Annotated in this window: 7 protein-coding genes; 4 read left to right on the top strand and 3 right to left on the bottom strand. The window is 61.0% G+C overall.

The window, feature by feature from the left end; all coding sequences use genetic code 11:
* Positions 1-136: 136 nt before the first annotated feature.
* On the top strand, positions 137-1,876 hold the full coding sequence (locus ACSQ3G_RS16285) for a GMC oxidoreductase (protein WP_436110765.1): 1,740 nt from the start codon (positions 137-139) through the stop codon (positions 1,874-1,876).
* Here the strand turns inward: ACSQ3G_RS16285 and ACSQ3G_RS16280 are convergent.
* The 3 genes from ACSQ3G_RS16280 to ACSQ3G_RS16270 form a co-directional block, all read right to left on the bottom strand.
* Complete coding sequence (locus ACSQ3G_RS16280; protein WP_436110764.1) at positions 1,848-3,044, bottom strand: glycosyltransferase family 2 protein; 1,197 nt, start codon at positions 3,042-3,044, stop codon at positions 1,848-1,850. The genes ACSQ3G_RS16285 and ACSQ3G_RS16280 overlap by 29 nt on opposite strands.
* Before the next feature lie 279 nt (positions 3,045-3,323).
* Positions 3,324-3,974: a 4'-phosphopantetheinyl transferase family protein gene (locus ACSQ3G_RS16275; protein WP_436110763.1), complete on the bottom strand. Its 651-nt coding sequence runs from the start codon at positions 3,972-3,974 to the stop codon at positions 3,324-3,326.
* A gap of 2 nt (positions 3,975-3,976) precedes the next feature.
* Positions 3,977-8,443, bottom strand: coding sequence for a MupA/Atu3671 family FMN-dependent luciferase-like monooxygenase (locus tag ACSQ3G_RS16270; RefSeq protein WP_436111728.1), 4,467 nt, complete (start codon positions 8,441-8,443; stop codon positions 3,977-3,979).
* Positions 8,444-8,901: 458 nt separating this feature from the next.
* On the opposite strand from ACSQ3G_RS16270, the gene ACSQ3G_RS16265 reads away from it, so the two are divergent.
* From ACSQ3G_RS16265 to ACSQ3G_RS16255, 3 genes are all read left to right on the top strand, one after another.
* Positions 8,902-15,435, top strand: coding sequence for a type I polyketide synthase (locus tag ACSQ3G_RS16265; protein ID WP_436110762.1), 6,534 nt, complete (start codon positions 8,902-8,904; stop codon positions 15,433-15,435).
* A gap of 125 nt (positions 15,436-15,560) precedes the next feature.
* Positions 15,561-17,024: an oligosaccharide flippase family protein gene (locus ACSQ3G_RS16260; RefSeq protein WP_436110761.1), complete on the top strand. Its 1,464-nt coding sequence runs from the start codon at positions 15,561-15,563 to the stop codon at positions 17,022-17,024.
* A gap of 426 nt (positions 17,025-17,450) precedes the next feature.
* Complete coding sequence (locus tag ACSQ3G_RS16255) at positions 17,451-18,236, top strand: helix-turn-helix transcriptional regulator (protein WP_105403112.1); 786 nt, start codon at positions 17,451-17,453, stop codon at positions 18,234-18,236.
* Positions 18,237-18,461: the final 225 nt, after the last annotated feature.

Below are 18,461 nucleotides of genomic sequence, written 5' to 3'. Positions count from 1 at the left end.
ACGTCCAATTTATGCTCAGGTTTTTAGTAAACCTTTCGATATGACTTAAAATTGGGCATGTGAATTTATTTTATATTTCAGACGGTAAGGCGGAGCTACGGTTTCCGCTGAGAAAATGGACATTGGCAGTGATTGAATGCTGGGCTCCGCGTCCGAAGGAGCCTCGCCGGCTGAAGGCTTGATAGCCACGGCCCTTATTTTTGAGTTGGGGGTGTGGATGGAGTTTGATTGGGACGTTGCCATCGTCGGCGCCGGAATGGGCGGGGCGGCAATGGGATACGCACTGGCAACCGCCGGGCACCGCGTAGTTTTCATTGAAAAGGGTCTGGCCCACTTTTCGCAGGACGAACGTGACGATCCTGATAGCCTGGACGAAGCGAAGCGCCTGAGAAATGGCCGGTGGCCACAGCAGATTTCCGGCTCGGTGGATGCCCGCCCCGTTCGGTTCTTCCCCGCGCTCGGCTGCGGTGTCGGCGGTTCGACACTTATCTATGCGGCAGCACTCGAACGGTTTTCCCCAAGCGACTTCAAAATCGTCGACAAGTCCGGCAGGCAGGCCTGGCCGATAGACTACGAAAACCTTGAGCCTTTTTATCGAAAGGCGGAGCGCCTCCTGCATGTGAACGGCAGCCAGGATCCGCTGCAGCCACGATCGGAGGTCATCGAGCCTCCTGCCATGACGCGATGCGATCAGCATTTTTTCGACTCGGTGCAAGCGAATGGGATGCACCCCTATCGAGTCCACACGGCCTGCCGATATATCGACGGGTGCGGTCAATGCGGCGGCTTCATCTGCCATAAATCCTGCAAGCAGGATGCGCGGCGGGCATTCATCGAGCCGGCACTCGCGACCGGAAACGCCATGGTCATCGATCAATGCAACGTGGAAAAGGTCTCGGCCGACGACGAGGCGGTCACCCAATTGTCGTGCCGAAGGAATGGGGACGAGCTGGCAATAGTTGCCAAGCTCTATGTGCTGGCGGCCGGCGCGCTTTCGACACCCTTGCTGCTCCTCAACTCCACCAACGAATTCTGGCCGAACGGCCTTGCAAACACGTCGGATCTGGTGGGGCGCAACCTGATGTTCCACGCGTCCGATTTCTTCGCCGTCTGGCCCCGGGGCAGAACCCGTGTTTCAGAGCCTGGAAAGTCGATCGGCCTTCGCGATTTCTATGAACATCAGGGTCTCAAGCTAGGCGTCATCCAGTCCACGGGGCTGACCGCGACCGCCAATAACGTGCTTCATTTCCTGAAATCACTGATCGACCGGAACGGCTGGGTCTGGCTGAAGCCGCTCAAGCCCTTCATGCGCATTCCGGCGATGATCGGCGCTCTTATCTCCGGCAACGCAACGATATTCGCGTCCATCCTCGAGGATCTGCCCTATCCCGAAAATCGCGTGAAGCCCGATCCGGAAGATGCCGCCAGCATCTATTTCGAATATACGATTCATAACGAGCTGCGGCAAAGAATGCAGGCCTTCCGCAAGTTATATCGGAAGGCATTCAAGCGGCACCGGATGATGATGCTCGGGTCCGAAGTCAACCTCAACTACGGCCATGCTTGTGGAACGTGCCGTTTTGGTCCGGATCCCTCCACCGCGGTATTGGATGTCAACAACCGCACGCACGACCTGAACAATCTCTATGTCGTTGATGCTTCGTTCTTCCCGACCAGCGGAGGGACCAATCCAAGCCTGACGATTGCCGCTAACGCCCTGCGTGTCGGTGAGCATATTGCTCAGAAACTGTCCGTGACAAAGGCGAACCGGACGGAGCCTTGCGTCGTTTCGGGTTCCGCGCCCCGACCACGAGCTTCCGAAAGGGGCGACGCCCCGGTCTGCCCCATCAGTGGTTCCTGTTCCGATCCGTTCTGATCCAGGCCGCCCCGCCGGCTTGGAGGATATGGCGCGGATAAAGCCTCAGTTTCCTGAACATGTATCCCGGAATGTCTGCCATGGCATGCATGGGAAGTGCACGTCTGCCGTGACGCCACCAGGCAACCGATAGCGCGATATCGAAAGCAAGGATGCCGATCGTCGAGATCGCAAGTGGCGCGATCGCAATTCCCGAAGTTGCGAGAGGGACTGCCGCAAGCAGCGAGAGCAAGAGAAGCGCTGCCAGCAATGTCAGCGGCGGTATGAGCGCATCGATGACGAGCGCCAGATAGGCCCGGTTCCGCAACGTTTTGAGGTCGAGCAGTGCCGAGAAAAGATGAGCCGCCAGCGAGAAGCGGCCCGCGTTCCATCGGGAAGCCTGGGTTTCGAGGCCTTTCTTCGAGTATGGGAACCTGCTGCTCACGGCCGCGGCATCACAGAAAAGCGGAGCGTGACCGATCCGAGCGAGGTCCAGCCCAAGCTTCATGTCCTCGACCAGATCGCCGTTCGCAAGCGCGGCGTCCCGAAGGATGGCCCAGGGGAATGCCATGCCCGAGCCGGTCAATTGCACGGGAAGCCCGAATCTGGCCAGGCCAAGAGGCCGGATCCGGTTCTTCAGAAGGAACGCAAATTCGGAGACCGCAAGATTGATGCTTGCGTCCGGCGGGGCGATCATCAGGTAGCGGGATTGGATGGGTCTGTCAGTTGCCGCGGCCATGTAGGCGAGATTGTCGAGCGCTCCCGGTTCGAGCCAGCAGTCGGCGTCGACAATGACGACTACGTCCGGGGGCAGGAGGCCAAGATAGCTGACGCCAGCGTCGAGGGCGTATCCCTTGCCGCGGCGAACCGGATCGAACCGTACGATGACATCTGCGCCCGCTTCACGTGCCAGAGATGCGGTCAGGTCGTTGCAATTGTCGGCCACGACGACCAGCCGATCGCCGTGGCGCATCTGGCTTTGGATGCTGTGCAGGGTATCGGTGATCTGGAGCTCTTCGTTATGCGCCGGGACAAGAACCGCGACTTGCGGCCGCCGCCCGTTCTGACGTGGCGGCCCGCTCCGCCCGCCGAGACTTCCGGCGAGACATTCGATCGCGAAAAAGACAGTCGGAACCAGGACGACGACGGACAATAACAATGCCGTGGCGATCAGTATGTCCTGTTGCATGGCTGCCCCTCCGACGACCCGTCTCAAGGGGTCAATCATAGCCCGAGGGCCGAGGGTTCTAAGCTGACCACGCTACACCGTTCGAGTGTGCACGGGCTCATCCTATTTCGGGGCAGGTGGAGCCATCGCGAGCATGTCTACGCCCATTTGATGGCTGGTGGATCAATTGAAGCCTGATCCTTGCGCCCAATACGGTTGTCCGATGCGAATCGCTGAGCGAATGCAGACGGTTACGTGGAATATGATTGCGGATTGCTGACCTAGATACGGCCGAGGGCTTCAGCGGATAATCATGCCGGCGACGACATACCCGTCGCGCAGCCTGATCTGGCCCAGCAGCCGGTCCCCCGTCTTGAAGGGCGGGACATCGATCTCGAAATAGGCGGCGAAATGCCCGTCACCCAGGTTCAGTTCGATGCGGATGGCCTCGAAGCCGAACATCGTGCGCGTCAGGCCGTACTGGCACTTGTAGGTGCATTCCTTGGCGCTGAAGATCGCTTTCACCAACCGCCCGCGAATGCCCCATTGTTGGCGGTTGAGCCACTGTCGCTCGCGCGGGGTGCAGATCTCTTGCGCATAGGTGTCGTCAAGCGGCGTCGCCTCTTCAAGATCGAGGCCGAGAGCCTTGATGCCGTCCGAATGGCGGCCGATGGCGGCGACGCAGCGGGTGGTGGAGTGGCTGATGCTTCCGGCGATCCCGGCCGGCCAGATCGGCGCCCGATCCGATCCCACGGGTATGGCCATTCCAGGCAGCCCCAGATGGTCCATGGCCTGTCTGGCGCAGATGCGGCCGGCGGTGAATTCCTGCTGCCGGCTCTTCACCGCATTGGCGATCGCCGTTCTCTCTTCAGGATAGAGTTTCGAAACGTCACCGAGCAGGTCGGCTTCGGCGACCGACACGGAAGGGTCGAATATGCCCTCCAGCAGCATGGCTAGACCTTGGTCTCCACGCGGACCAGCGTGGGGCGCCGTTCCATCGCATTGCGCCGCAATGCGGCTCGCTCGGCTGCCCGGCCGAGCTGCAGGTCTGCCTTGCCCTTGCCGGAGATATGGTCGGCGAGGAGGGCAACCGTCGGGAAACGGAAGAGGTCGGTGATCGTCAGATCCGGCGCCAGCTTCGCCTTCATTTCCCGATGGACCTGAACCGCCAGTAACGAATGCCCGCCGAGAGCGAAGAAGTTGTCGAATATGCCGACCTTTTCGAGCCCAAGTGCGCGACCGAACACCTCGCTGATATCCCGCTGCAGATTGTTGGACGGTTCGATGAACGTGGCCGGTGGGGCCTGGACCCTTTCCGTCGGGGCCGGCAGCTTGTTGCGATCCACCTTGGCGTTCGGCGTCAGGGGGAAGGCCTCCATCGTCACGAAATGCGACGGTATCATCGCATCGGGCAGGGCCTCGGCGATATAGGTACGAAGTTCCTGTTCGGAGACGGACGTCCCGTCGGTGCGGATATAGGCTACCAGGCGCACGTCGCCGGGACTGTCCTTGCGGGCAACCACGACCGCCTCGCGGATGCCGGCGAATGTTCCGATCCGCGCCTCGATCTCGCCGAGTTCGATGCGATGGCCGCGTATCTTCACCTGATGATCGGTGCGGCCAAGGAAATGCAGGACGCCATTCCGGTCGAAGCGGGCAAGGTCGCCCGTCCGATAGATCCGGCCCTCCATGAATGGGTTGGACAGGAAGCGTTCTTGCGTGAGCTGCTCGCGGTTGTGATATCCGCGGGCGACGCCGTCGCCGCCGATATAAAGCTCGCCGACATCGCCGGGTGGCACCGGATTAAGGGCGTTGTCGAGCACGTAGAGCTGGGTGTTGGCGATCGGATGGCCGATCGGAACGACGCCCGTCGATGGGCCGGCCGTGAATGTCGAAGACCAGATCGTCGTCTCCGTCGGACCGTACATGTTTTCGATCGTCGCGTCGGTGACGGTTCGCAAGGCTGCAAGAAGCGAGCCCTGCAGCGCCTCGCCGCCGAGGAAGAGATGGCGGACATCGCTCAAGGCGGCGCGGTCCTCGTCGATCATCATGAACATGCGGGCCATCGAGGGCGTGCATTGCAGATGCGTGACCCGATGTTTGCGGATTTCTTCCGCAAAACCGTCGCCGACCTCGTCGCTGACGGGATTCTTGCTGGTCTTGACGACTTCGGCCAGCAAGGGAAGCCTTTCCAGGACGATATTGTCGGCCAGGCCGAAATCGATGAGGCATGCAATGTCGTCGACGCCGGCCGCCTTGACCTGGTCCAGCCTTTCCAGCGCATCTTCGACGGTGCCGAACAGGCCGCTGTCCTCGAAGTAACGCAGGAAGGCGAATTCCAGGATAGCGTCCATCTCCTCGGGCGCCAGCGACTGGAGGTCGATATCCATCGGCTGGGCGATGCCCTGCGGCTTCTTGAATGCCGGAAACGCCCAGGCATATTGCTTGATGAGCGCGGCTGCGCTGCGCAGGTATTCCTTCATCGGGCCGCGCGCCAGATCCCGCACCTCGTCGCGGTCTTTGCCGATCAGGGTGTGGAGCATCAATGTCACTTTATAATCGGCCGGATTGCGGCCGCTCTCGGCAAGCGTCTGCCGGTAGATCCGTATCTTTTCCGCAAGCTCGTCGACGGACTGGCCGAGCAGGTGGGTCAGCACATTGGCGCCAAGCCGGGCCGCCTCCCGGTAGCTTTCCGGGTTGCCGGCGGTGGTGAGCCACACGGGGAGCTCCTTCTGGACCGGACGCGGCTGGGTCACGACCGCGACCGTGCCGGCGCCGAAATCGAAATCGACGCTCTCGCCACGCCACAATTTGCGGACGACCTCGATATCGCGGGTCAGGCTCGCCTTGTTCTTCGGCGGTGCGTTTTCGGGCCGCAGCACGAAATCCTCTGGCATCCAGCCGGAGGCGAAGGCGAGTGCGACGCGCCCGTTGCTGAGATTGTCGATGACTGCCCATTCCTCGGCGACGCGCGCGGGATGATGAAGCGGCAGAACGCAGCTGCCGGCCCGGATCGAAAGGTTCCTGGTGACAGCTGCGACGGCCGCGCCGGTGACCGCCGGGTTCGGATAGGGACCGCCGAACGCATGGAAATGACGCTCCGGCGTCCAGACGGAATCGAAACCGTTGGCATCGGCAAATTTCGCGCCTTCGATCAGCAGCCGGTATTTGTCCGGACCTGATCCGCCGTCATTGCCCCAGTAAAAGAGGCCGAAATCGAGATTGGTACCTCTTCCGGCGGAAGACGCGCCCTTCGCCTTGGCTTCGATAATTTCGGAGGAGTGGACGACGACCTTGAAGCCGCGGGCGAGCGTCCAGAAGAGTTCCAGAACCGAGATATCGAAGGAGAGGCTGGTGACAGCCAGCCAGACATTGTGACGATCGGCGGTGCGCGGCACCCGTTCGTCCATGCCGGCGAAGAAATTCACGACGTTGCGATGCTCGAGCATCACGCCCTTTGGCATGCCGGTGGAGCCGGACGTGTAGATGACATAGGCGAGATTGCTGGAAGTGACATCGGTTGCCGGGCGATCCGCTGCCGCCTGGTTTCTGAGGATATCCTCGACGCACAGGAAATTGCTGCCATCCAGCGTCTCGGATTTCGACAGCCGTCGCTCGGTCAGAACCAGCTTGGCGCCGCTATCCTTGATCATGAATGCCAGGCGATCGGCCGGAAAATGCGGGTCGAGCGGAATATAGGCCCCGCCCGCCTTCATGATCGCGAGCGCGCCGACGACCAGATCGAGCGAGCGCGGCAGGTATAGGCCGACGGTGACGTCCGGGCCGACGCCCTGGGCCACCAGCGCTTGGGCGATGCGGTTCGCCCGCTCGTCCATCTCGCGGTAGGAAAGGGAACGGCCGTGGAATGCCAGAGCTTCGGCATCCGGCGTCCGGTCGACCTGCCGTTCGATAAGCTGATGGACGCAGGCGGCGGTATCGTATTCGCGCTCCGTCCGGTTCCAGTCGAAGAGGACCATGTTTCTGTCGGCATTCGACATCAGGGGCAGGTCCTGGAGCAACGCCGCGCGGTCCTCGAATGCCGAGGCCAGTATCGCAAACGCCGTCGCCAGATCCTGCGCCTGCCGTTCGTCGATCCGTGCCCGATCGTAGAGCAGGTCGGCTTTGGTCTCGCCGAGCCGGAAGGTCAGGGCGCAGCCCTCGATCTCGTCGGCGAGCGCCGGACTGGAGATGTCTGCGACACCGATCGTCAATTCCGGCGCTGCTAGACCGGGATAACGATCGACAAGATCGCGGCAATAGCCTTGGCGTTGGTCCAGCACCCTCAACGCCTGATCGACCTGCCCGAGCAGGTCGTCGACCGATGCCTGCCCCGCGGCGTTGATCCGCAGCGGAATGGATTTCGCGAAATAGCCGGGATGGCGGGCGTCGAGATCTGCCAGCCGGTCGTTGGTATAGGCGAGATCGAACGCGGTCTGGCCGGAAAGACGCACGAGGAAGGCTGCTGTCAACGCGACCCGCTCCTGGCGCGAAAGCTGCCCGGAAAACAGCAGAGGAATGATGCGGATATCCGGTGCCTGGCCGGCTTCCGATGCTTTGATATAGGGAAGCGCGATATCAGCACCGGCTTCGAGCGCACTGCGGAAGAAGGTTTCATGCCGCGCAACAGCGGCAATCGCTTCCGACAGGGCGGTCTTGTCCGCCTCGCTCATCAGCGGCAGCCGATCGCCAGGACGCAGTACCGAAGAGAGCGTGATCTGCCGGATGCCATCCTTGCGGACGGCCTCGAGCAGGACCGGCATGTCTGCGGTGCCGATCGTCACACCATGGGCGCCGACCGACAGGACGAGACCAGGTTCCCCGTTCAGTTCGCCGTCGAGGACGCGAAGGTTCCTGACGGTGAAGACGTCGTTGCCGAAACGGACCTTGGGCGTTGCCAGGGGATTGAGATAGGTGGGGCCGAAATCCAGGCCGCGTACCAGGCGCGAAAGCTCGCCTGCCGAGGCGGTAAAATCGAGCGTACCGGCGGCCGAAGGACGCTTGAGCTGTCCGTAATAGGTGCGGGTTGCGAAATCCTGCCGGCGCGGCTTCAAGGCGCCGCGCTCGATATCGCCGAGCATGTCGGAGAAAGTCGCGATCCCGGCTTCGAAACATTTCGTATTTAGCGTCAGCGCCGTCTCGTCCGCGCTGATCTCGAAATGCTGTTGCGCATAGATATCGCCTTCGTCGATCCCCTCGGTGATCGCGTGCCAAGTGATGCCGTGTCGGTCATGACCTTCGAGGATCGCCCAGGCGGGTGTGTTGAGGCCGGCCATGTCCGGCAGCAGGCCGTCATGGAAATTGGCGGCGCCGATGTTTGCATGTCGCCAGGCCGCGTCGGGAACCATTTTCAGGTTGGCGATGCTGAAGAGCCAGTCGTAGTCGTATTGGGTCAGCTGGGCGGCGTAGTCGCCTTCTTGCATCACGACGGGGATACCCTGGGCCTGCGCCCAGTTTCTGACCGATCCGTTCGACGTCGCTACGGCCTCGATCCTATGTCCGCGCCCCCGCAGAATTTCAGCGCATTGAACCAGTAATAAACCGCCACCGATCAAAACACACTTCAATTCGCCCATAAAGCTTGTCCCCACTCGTTGCTGTTCCAGGCACTCCGATAGAAACGGGGAGCGGTATAAAACTCAACATGCGCCGGAGCACCCATGCGGATGATCGCGCCTAAGCCTGAATTGCCGGCGATACCCGGCTTTCCCCCATACGGATGATCATGGCTTCCAAAGGAGTAATTGCGATTGCGTCTTGGCTGGCAGCACATTGAGGCTGCGGGTTTGCGCTCGCGGATTTCACTGGGAAGCGGAACGAGGCTCGTGGCATCATTGGGGTGATGTCATCAGGTTGGCCTCCGTGGGTTAGGGCGGTGTCGATGCTTGAGGGGTCAAACCAGGTCTGTGCCAGCGATATTGCAATCGTCGGCATGGCTTTGAGAGTGCCGGGTGCGCGTAATGTTTCGGAATTCTGGCAGAACCTGCGAGACGGCGTAGAGTCGGTCCGGACGTTTTCGCCGGAGGACCTGATCGCTGAAGGCGAGGACCCCGAGCGGCTCCATCACCCCAACTATGTTCCCCGCGGCGCCGATCTTCCCGATATGGAAATGTTCGACGCGGAGTTCTTCGGCCTGAACCCGAAGGAAGCGGCGATCATGGATCCCCAGCACCGCCATTTCCTGGAATGCGCCTGGGAAGCCATGGAGGATGCCGGCCGAACGCCGAACAATCAGCCCGGCCCGGTCGGTATTTTCGCCGGCTGCGGCATGGGCAGCTATTTCTATTTCAACGTCTGCAGCAATCGCAACCTGATCGACCAGGTGGGAATGTTCCTGTTGCGCCACACGGGTAACGACAAGGATTTTCTGGCGACGCGAGCCTCCTTCACGTTCGACTTGCGCGGCCCGAGCGTCAATGTGCAGACCGCCTGCTCGACGTCGCTCGTCGCGGTGCACTATGCCTGCCAGAGCCTGATTTCCGGCGAATGCGACATGGCGCTGGCCGGCGGGGTGACGATCGAATTCCCGCATCGGCGCGGCTACACGTTCCAGGAAGGCGAGATCCTTTCCCCCGACGGGCACTGCCGGCCTTTCGACCATCGCGCGGCGGGGACCGTTTTCGGAAGCGGCGTGGGGGTGGTCGTGCTTCGCCGGCTTTCGGATGCTCTTCGCGACGGCGATGTGATCCATGCCGTGATCAAGGGCACGGCCGTCAACAACGACGGCAGCAGCAAGGCGGGCTATCTGGCGCCAAGCGTCAGCGGACAGGCCGAGGCGGTTCTGGAAGCTCAAGGGCTCGCAGGCGTCGATGCCGACACCATTCAATATGTCGAGTGCCACGGTACCGGCACGTTCCTCGGCGATCCGATCGAGATCGAGGCGCTGACGGCAGCCTTCAGGCAGAGCACCGACCGGACCGGCTTCTGCCATGTCGGATCGGTCAAATCGAATATCGGCCATCTCGATACGGCAGCGGGCGTCGTCGCTCTGATCAAGGCGGCGCTTGCCGTCAACGAGGGTGAGATCCCGCCGACGCTCGGCTTCGAGCATCCCAATCCCTCGATCAATTTCGAAAAGAGCCCGTTCCGGGTCAACAACAAGCTGGTGAAGTGGCCGCATGCGCCGGGCCCTCGCCGGGCGGCCGTCAATTCGCTCGGCGTCGGCGGCACCAATGCGCACGCCATCATCGAGCAGGCACCGACCCGTTACGTGGCCGACGCGGAGATCGGCGCCGAATCCGATCCGATGCTGCTGTTCCTTTCGGCCCGCCAGCGCAAGACGATCGATCAGGCGGCCGAGCGGCTCGGCTCGGCGATCTCCGCACAGCCCGGCCTTTCGCTCGATGACGTCAGCTATACGCTCCAGCATGGCCGCAAACATTTCGACCACCGCATGGTGGTCGCCGTCCGTGGTCGGGAGGACGCCATCGCGGTCCTTGCGAACCCCGGCAGCCGTGGCTTCGTTCATCAGTCCGTGCCGAACAATTCCGGCGCCATATTCCTGTTTCCGGGCGGCGGCGCTCAATATGTCGGCATGGCCAAGCGGCTCTACGAGGAGGATCAGACATTCCGGCGGAGCGTCGAAGAGGGGCTTTCCCACCTGCCCGTCGACGCAGCGAATGAGATCCGCACGGTGTGGCTCGGCGAAAACTCCGCAACGGCTGCGAAAACCTTCCTACGCCCCTCGCTCCAGCTTCCGGCCATTCTGATCACCGAGATCGGATTGGCCCGTCTATGGATGGATTGGGGCGTCAAGCCGAAGGCGCTGATCGGTCATTCCATGGGCGAGAACGCCGCGGCCTGTGTTGCCGGCGTGATGTCCTTCAAGGACGCCGTCAACCTGGTGCATCTGCGGGGCAAGCTGTTCGAGACTATCCGGCCCAGCGGCATGATGAGCGTACCGCTCGATCACGACCGGCTTTCCGAGCTCCTGCCGCCATCGCTCGACATCGCTTCGGTCAATGCGCCATCGCTTTGCGTCGTGTCGGGCGTCAACGAGGATCTTGACCTCTTCCGGGAATTTCTGGCCGGGCAGGGCATCGACGCGACGCGCGTGCCGATCAACATCGCGGCGCATTCGCGGCTCGTCACGCCCATTCTCAAAGCCTTCGAGGCCTTTCTGCGCGGTATTACTCTTCACGCACCGGTCATTCCGATCCTGTCGAACCGTACGGGCCTGCCGCTGAGCGCCGAAGAGGCGACCGATCCGATGTACTGGGTCGAACACCTTCGTTCGACCGTCTATTTCGCGAATGGCATGGCAGCGCTTTCGGCGGAGCCGGGACGTATCTATATCGAAGTGGGTCCCGGGCGCGTTCTGTCGTCACTGACGAAGGCGCAGGGGTCGATCCCCGCAAACCAGGTGATCAACAGCCTGCCGCATCCCGACGAGGCCGGCGACGATCGGCTCCATTTCCTCTCCGCCGTGGGGCGTGCCTGGGCGACCGGCCTCGAGGTCGATATCGACCGCCTCTGGCAGGGCCGTTCGCCGCGCCGGGTCCGGCTGCCGGCCTATCCGTTCCAGCACAAGCGCTTCTTCATAGACCGCGCCGGAGCGAATGAGAGAGGCAAGAGCGCCGAGCCGGTCCTTTCGAAGGAACCCGATATCGAGCGCTGGGGTTATCGCCCCTCCTGGAAGCAGACGCTGGCTGACTACGAGCTGGGCGCTGAGAAAGAGGCGCAATCCTGGCTCTTCTTCCTCGACGAGACCGGGGTCGGCCGGAAGCTGGTCGAAGCGCTGAGGACGGCCGGCCACCGTGTCGTCACGGTGTCCCTGGGCGACGCTTTCATTCGCCGCAGCGCCGAGGACTACATGCTCTGCCCGGAACTGGGCCGTGCCGGATATGACGCCCTCGTTGCCGGGCTTTCCGGTGATGGCGGCCTGCCATCGCGTATCGTGCATATGTGGCTTCTGACCCAGGCCGAGATCTTCCGGCCCGGCTCGAATTTCTTCCATCGGAACCAGGAATGCGGTTTCGACAGCATGCTGCATCTCGCCCAGGCTCTGGGGGATGCAGCCAGCATTGCGGACATGCATTTCACCGTCACTACCAACGGCATGCAGCAGGTCTCGGGCGAGCCGCTGCCCTATCCCGAAAAGGCCACCGTTCTGGGCCCCAGCCTGGTCCTGCCGAAGGAGATGGCCGGTGCCACGGTCAGGGTGATCGATATCGATCTGCCGCCCAAGGCCGAACGGAACGACAAGCGGTTCTCCTTTGCGCGTATGACGGGGCGGGTGGAGAAAAAGGAGGCCGCGGAGCCGGCGGCGTTGATCGAGCAGCTCTGGGAAGACCTGCATGCCAAGCCAGGATCCGAGATCGTCGCCTTCCGCAAAGGGCGGCGCTGGTCGCAGGTTCATCAGCGGCTGCCGTTGAATGACGTATCGTCCGAGCAGGCGACACTGCGCGACGGCGGCGTCTACTTCTTCTCCGGCGGCTTGAGCGACGTCGCCTTGGCGCTTGCCGACGAACTTGCCGGCCGGTTCCGGGCGCGGATCGTGCTTGTCGGTCGCACGGTTCTGCCGCCGCGGGAAAACTGGGAATTCTACGATCGCACCCATGGCCATGGCGTCGTTCGGCGGGCGATTTCGGCAATCCGGAGGCTTGAGGACAAGGGGTCGGACGTTCTTTATCTGGTCGGCGATGTCGGCAATCCGGAGCAGATGAGCCGGGCGGTCGAGACCTCGCTCTCCCGGTTCGGGGAAATCAACGGTGTCTTCCATGCGGCCGGAACGGTCGATGACGGCCTGATGCAGACCAAGACACGCGACAGCATCGACAGGGTCCTGACGCCGAAAGTGCTGGGCACCACTGTGCTGGATGCGGCATTCGAAAAGGTGGCACTCGATTTCTTCCTGATGTTTTCCTCCACCAGTACCGATGTGGTGCGGGCAGGGCAGGTCGATTACGTCGCCGCGAACGCCTATCTCAACGCCTTCGCGCAGAGCCGTTCTCATCGCGCCGATCGTGCCACCGTCGCGCTGCATTGGGGCGTCTGGAATGAAGTCGGCCTTGCGGCACGGGCGCTTGGCGCCTCCGAAGGCGGCGGGTGGATCAAGCCAGTTGCCGGGCCGGCTGCCGGTCCGTTCTTCCAGCACTGGAAAGAGGACGAGACGGGATTGCCCTGGCTCGAGGCGCTGGTCAGCCCCCAAACGGAATGGATGCTCGACGAACATCGGCTGCTTTCTGGCCAGGCGGTCATGCCGGGTACAGGTTATCTGGAGCTGATTGCACAGGCGTCTCGGGAATACGGACTTCCGTTCGAAGCGGAAGTGGCGGACCTCGTATTCCTGAGGCCGCTTGCCTTCAATGACGGCGAGATAAAAGCCGTTCGAGTGCGGTTGGAGCCGGCGGCCGCGCATTTTCGCGTCGTGGTTCTGGCAGGCCCGGCGGATGGCGAGGATGCGTTGTTCGTCAAGCACGCCGAAGCCGTCCTCAAGCCGCAGGCGCAACAGAGGCGCGAGACGGTCGACATCGCCGCTGTCGCCTCTCAATGCGATGGGTCACGGGTCGCCGGAGGCGGGAGCACGCTTCGCGCGGTTCAGGAGAAGCATATCCGCTTTGGCCCCCGCTGGGCCGTCCTGCGCTCGATGGCGATGGCGCGCGGCAAGGCTATTGCGGAATTGAAACTGGACCCGATCTTTGCCGATGATCTTGCAAAAGGTGTCCTGCTGCATCCGGGTCTGCTCGACATCGCGACCGGCTTTGCCATGCAGCTTGCCAAGGACTACGACGCCGAGACCTCGCTTTGGGCGCCGGCAACCTATGGCCGGGTGGTCCTTCACATGCCCCTGCCGGCCGAGGTCGTCAGTATCGTGGAACTCGCCGACAGCAGCGATTTCGGCGAGGGTTATGCGGCCTTTGACGTGACGATCACCGATCCCCACGGCAATATCATCTTCGAAGCTGAAAAATTCGTCATGCGCAGGCTGGAGAACGATCTTGCGCTCGGTCACGCAGCCCAGGCGGACGCCCCGGCTGCTGCCAAAGCGAGGCCGGCCGCGCTTTCTCCGGCGATGTTGAAGCTCGCCACCCAGGTGCGCAACGGTATCCTGCCGGCGGAAGGTTTTTCGGCGCTGCAACGCGCGCTCGCCACATCCGAACCTCAGCCGATCATCAGTTCGATCGATCTCGAAACTCTGCGCGAATGGATTGCCGCCTCTGCCGAAACCGCGACGCCGTCCGGCGACAATTTCGAGAGGCCGGACCTCGAAAGCGAGTTCGTCGAGCCGCGCAATCCGATTGAGGAAGCGCTGGCCGGCTATTGGCGGGAGCTCCTCGGCATCGCCAAGGTCGGCATCCACGACAGTTTCTTCGACATGGGCGGGCATTCGCTGATTGCAGTTCGACTGTTTCGGATGATCAAGAAGCAATACGCGCTTGACCTGCCGATATCGACGCTGTTCGAGGCACCGACGATCGCCCAATGTGCGGAGCGCATCGCTGCGGAATTGCCGGATGGTGGCGAAGCCGCAGGATCGGAGCTCGCGGCGAGCCTGCCGACGACGACGACAAAGCCGGTTCATCTGGTACTGATGAACCCCGGTAAGAATGCAAAAGCAACCCCGCTGTTCATCTGCGCCGGCATGTTCGGCAATGTCCTGAACCTTCGCCATCTGGCGATGACCATGGGTGCGGACAGACCGGTCTACGGATTGCAGGCCCGCGGACTCTACGGCGACCACGAACCGCACGCCACGTTCGAAGAGATGGCGGCCGACTACATCGCCGAAATCCGCACGGTGCAGCCCAGCGGACCCTATCTTCTCGCCGGCTATTCGGGTGGCGGCATAACCGCCTTCGAGATGGCCCAGCAGCTCCAAGATGCAGGAGAAGAGGTTTCCCAGGTGATCATGCTGGACACCCCCATGCCGCGGCAGCCGGGGCTGGGTCTGCGCGACCGTATCAGCATGAAACTGCAGGATATGCGTCGACATAAGATGAGGTTTGTCGGCGCGTATCTGAGGGACCGTCGTGCCTATCAGGAGCAACAGCGCGTCAAGTCCGAGCTGGAGCATCAAGGTGAATCGCCTGAGTATTTCAACAATGTCAGGATTGAGATGGCGTTCAGGAGAGCGTTGCTCAGGTATGACGTCAGGGCTTATTCCGGCAAGGTCACGTTGTTTCGTCCCAAGCCCGATATCTTCTATAGCCTTGGTGGCGGCCGTCACCTGAAGCAGAACCGCGACGTACTGCTGCCCGACAATGGCTGGAGCGGGCATGTACCGCAATTGCGGGTCTCGGAAGTGCCGGGAGACCACGACAGCATGGTGCTCGATCCGTATGTTCGCGTGCTCTCCGAGCACATGCGTGCTGTTCTTGAAGCCTCCGGTGTCTCGGCGGCGCTCCATGGGGCAGCCGATGTGGATGCCAAGGTTCAAAGCAGAGCGCCGGCCCGGGTCGCCGAGATTGCTTAGCCGATGAACGATGGCCGGATCTCGAAGATACCGTTCCCGCAATTGCCAAGACCTGCCCGGGGCACGCTGCTTGCGTGCCTTCAACATCAAGCTGGAAAGTCTTCTTAAAGAACGAGGAGTATTCTGTGACTGACGCAATCATTCCCTCGGATTGGAAGCAGGTGCCTTCCCCTCACGCCAGGGAGCGATTGCTTCTCGACGCTTTGCCCGTGACGGTTCAACCGCCGAAACGGCGTCTTCGCACGACCCTTATCCAGGCCGCAGGCTGGTCGATGATGGGGTATCTCCTCTCGCAGGTAGTACGCATCGCAAGCAACCTGGTGCTGACAAGGCTGCTGATACCGGAAATGTTCGGCATCATGGCCGTCGCCACCATGATTCAGGTGTCGGTCGCCATGTTGTCGGATCTCGGGCTCAGGCCCGCGGCCATACAGAGCCAATATGGCGACGACCAATCCTATCTCGACACCGCGTGGACGCTGCAGATCATCCACGGCTGCCTGATCTGGTTTGCATGCGTCCTGATCGCCATCGGGATCGGGCGTGCGGCCGAGTATGGCCTGTTCCCGGCCGGATCGGTCTACACGGTCACGTCGTTGCCAGCCATCATCATGGGGATGTCTTTTTGCACCGTGATCATGGGGCTGCAATCCACGAAACTGATCACTGCGTTCAGGCACCTCGATCTTGGGCGCGTCACTTTAATCGAGATAGTGGCTCAGGTCGTCAGTCTGGCGGTCGGGATCTCGCTTGCGTGGTACACCGGCTCGATCTGGTCGTTCGTGGCCGCGACGCTTTTATCTGCGTTGACGACCACTATTCTCACTCACATATGGTTACCGGGTCAGCATAACAGCCTTTACTGGGAAGCTCCGGCGATAAGGGATCTTGTTCGGTTTGGCCGCTGGATCATGCTGTCGTCCATCCTTACGATGATAGCAGCCAATGGAGACCGTATCTTTCTCGCCGGATGGACAAGCCCCCTCATGCTTGGCTTCTATAGCCTGGCCTTCAATCTTATCTCGATGCTGGAAGGTGCCGGTGGCCGGCTGTTTTTAAACGTGGCAATGCCGGCCTTGGGCAGGATCGCAAGGGAACGTCCGGAGCAGCTCGGCTCCATGTTCTGGAAAATGCGATTGCCGCTGGATCTTGTTTTCATCGGAAGTGCGGGCGCGATCTATTCGAGCGGCACGGCAATCATCGAAGTGCTCTATGATGATCGCTATCGAGATGCTGCTCCAATTATCCAGATATTATCGTTCAGCCTTCTCATCATGCGTTACGGTCCTCTGTCCGCGGTCTATCTCGCTGTCAATGAACCGCGTAACCAGACTGTCATGAATTTCATTCGCGCGGTCTCCAGCTTTACATGCCTGCCCCTCGGTTATTACTTGTTCGGCTTCGAGGGTGCAGTATGGGCGGCCGCACTTTACGGACTGCCCGTATTGCCGGCGATTCTTTACTTCAATCACCGTCATGGCCTCAACAATTTCCTATATGAAGCGGGTGTATTGTTGGCTTGGCCTGTCGGGTATCTGGCTGGAATTCTTGCAACGGGCATTCTCCACCACGCTGGCCCGCTGTTTTAAGAAAAGCTGCCAAAAACTTCCTGTTTTGCTATTTTTATATGCCGGCTGGCCGATTATTTGGCGCCGAGATGCCCGGATGTCGCTTGCGTGCCCGCCGCAGTGCTCGTTGTCCCGAAATGCAGCGTTTTGCGTCGGAACAGGTCACGCCTCCGAAAGTTCATGGGCGGGGCCGGGATCGAGCTTTAAGGGGGTCATTTTGACGTGGACGTTAACTATAAGCGGATATCCAATTCCCTATCGGAACTTAGCTTGCACCCCCCGGTAAATATTTTTATCTAGCTGCTTACTTGCGCATAGACTAAATTACGTATCTGCTGTATATTGACCTTAATAAAAGGTTGAGAGGTGTAAAGACAGTCTGCTGGCGTACTTATAGTTGCGGTCCTGAAGGGGACAATCATCCTAGACTTCAGGTAAGGGGGTAAGATGAGTTCCACACCAAGCGGCTACAGCCGTTCTCCTGCTGTGGCAGAATCCTTTCGCATTATGAATGACATCCCAAAGCTCGCCGAAAGAGATGATCGAGGCAGTGAGGGAGTAAATCACGACGGATGCCTTGTGATCATCGACGCGAGAGCGCTTGATCGCGAATGCCTTGCCAAAGCCCTCATCGGGCGTGGCCTCGAGATGGATGTCTGCGCTGTCGGCTCCATCGACGAATGGAAACTAGAAAAAGATCTCTATCCGCCTGTCCAGGCCGTTCTGTTCAATATCGGCGGCCGAAAGGCCGACGATGCCGCACTTGCGACTGACATCTCGAAATTGACGGCCGAGTTCAAGTCGCCGCCGATCATCGTGCTCTCCGACTCCGACGACCTCGCCCAGGTGGTGAAAATGTTGGAATATGGGGCTCGAGGTTTCATTCCCTCTTGCGTCGGCATCGGCGTCTGCGTGGAAGCGATCGGCTTGGCCGTTGCCGGCGGGATCTTCGTTCCGGCAAGCAGCGTCCTCTCCATGCGGCACCTGGTCACCGCTGCGACGTCGGCGGCGGAACACCGGCCACTTTCGGGAATGTTCACGCTGCGCCAGGAAGCGGTGGTAGAAGCCCTTCGCAAGGGCAAGGCCAACAAGATCATCGCCTACGAGCTCAACCTGCGGGAAAGCACGGTCAAGGTCCATATCCGCAACATCATGAAGAAGCTGAAAGCGACGAACCGTACCGAGGTCGCCTACAAACTCAATGATCTCTTCCCATACGGAGCGGCCAACTAGCCGTTCGCCGGTCGGTTGGCGGACCGACCCGAGATATCACGGCTGCGAAGTCGAGCCTTCGCAGCTGCGTGAAGGGACACCATAGAAAACCACGACAGCGCTGACAGGGGCGTTGCCGCGGCAATGCCTCCCGGAGCGACGAACTCTCGACATGGATGTTTGTCGGCTGGCGATCGTGCATATGTCATGCACTTGGCGAAAGATATGAGAACGGCGCAGCGCGCA

It is taken from the genome of Neorhizobium tomejilense, from assembly GCF_964254135.1.
Lineage (GTDB): Bacteria > Pseudomonadota > Alphaproteobacteria > Rhizobiales > Rhizobiaceae > Neorhizobium > Neorhizobium tomejilense.
The sequence above is the reverse complement of the archived record's forward strand: the minus strand, read 5'-3'. Positions and strand labels throughout refer to the sequence as shown.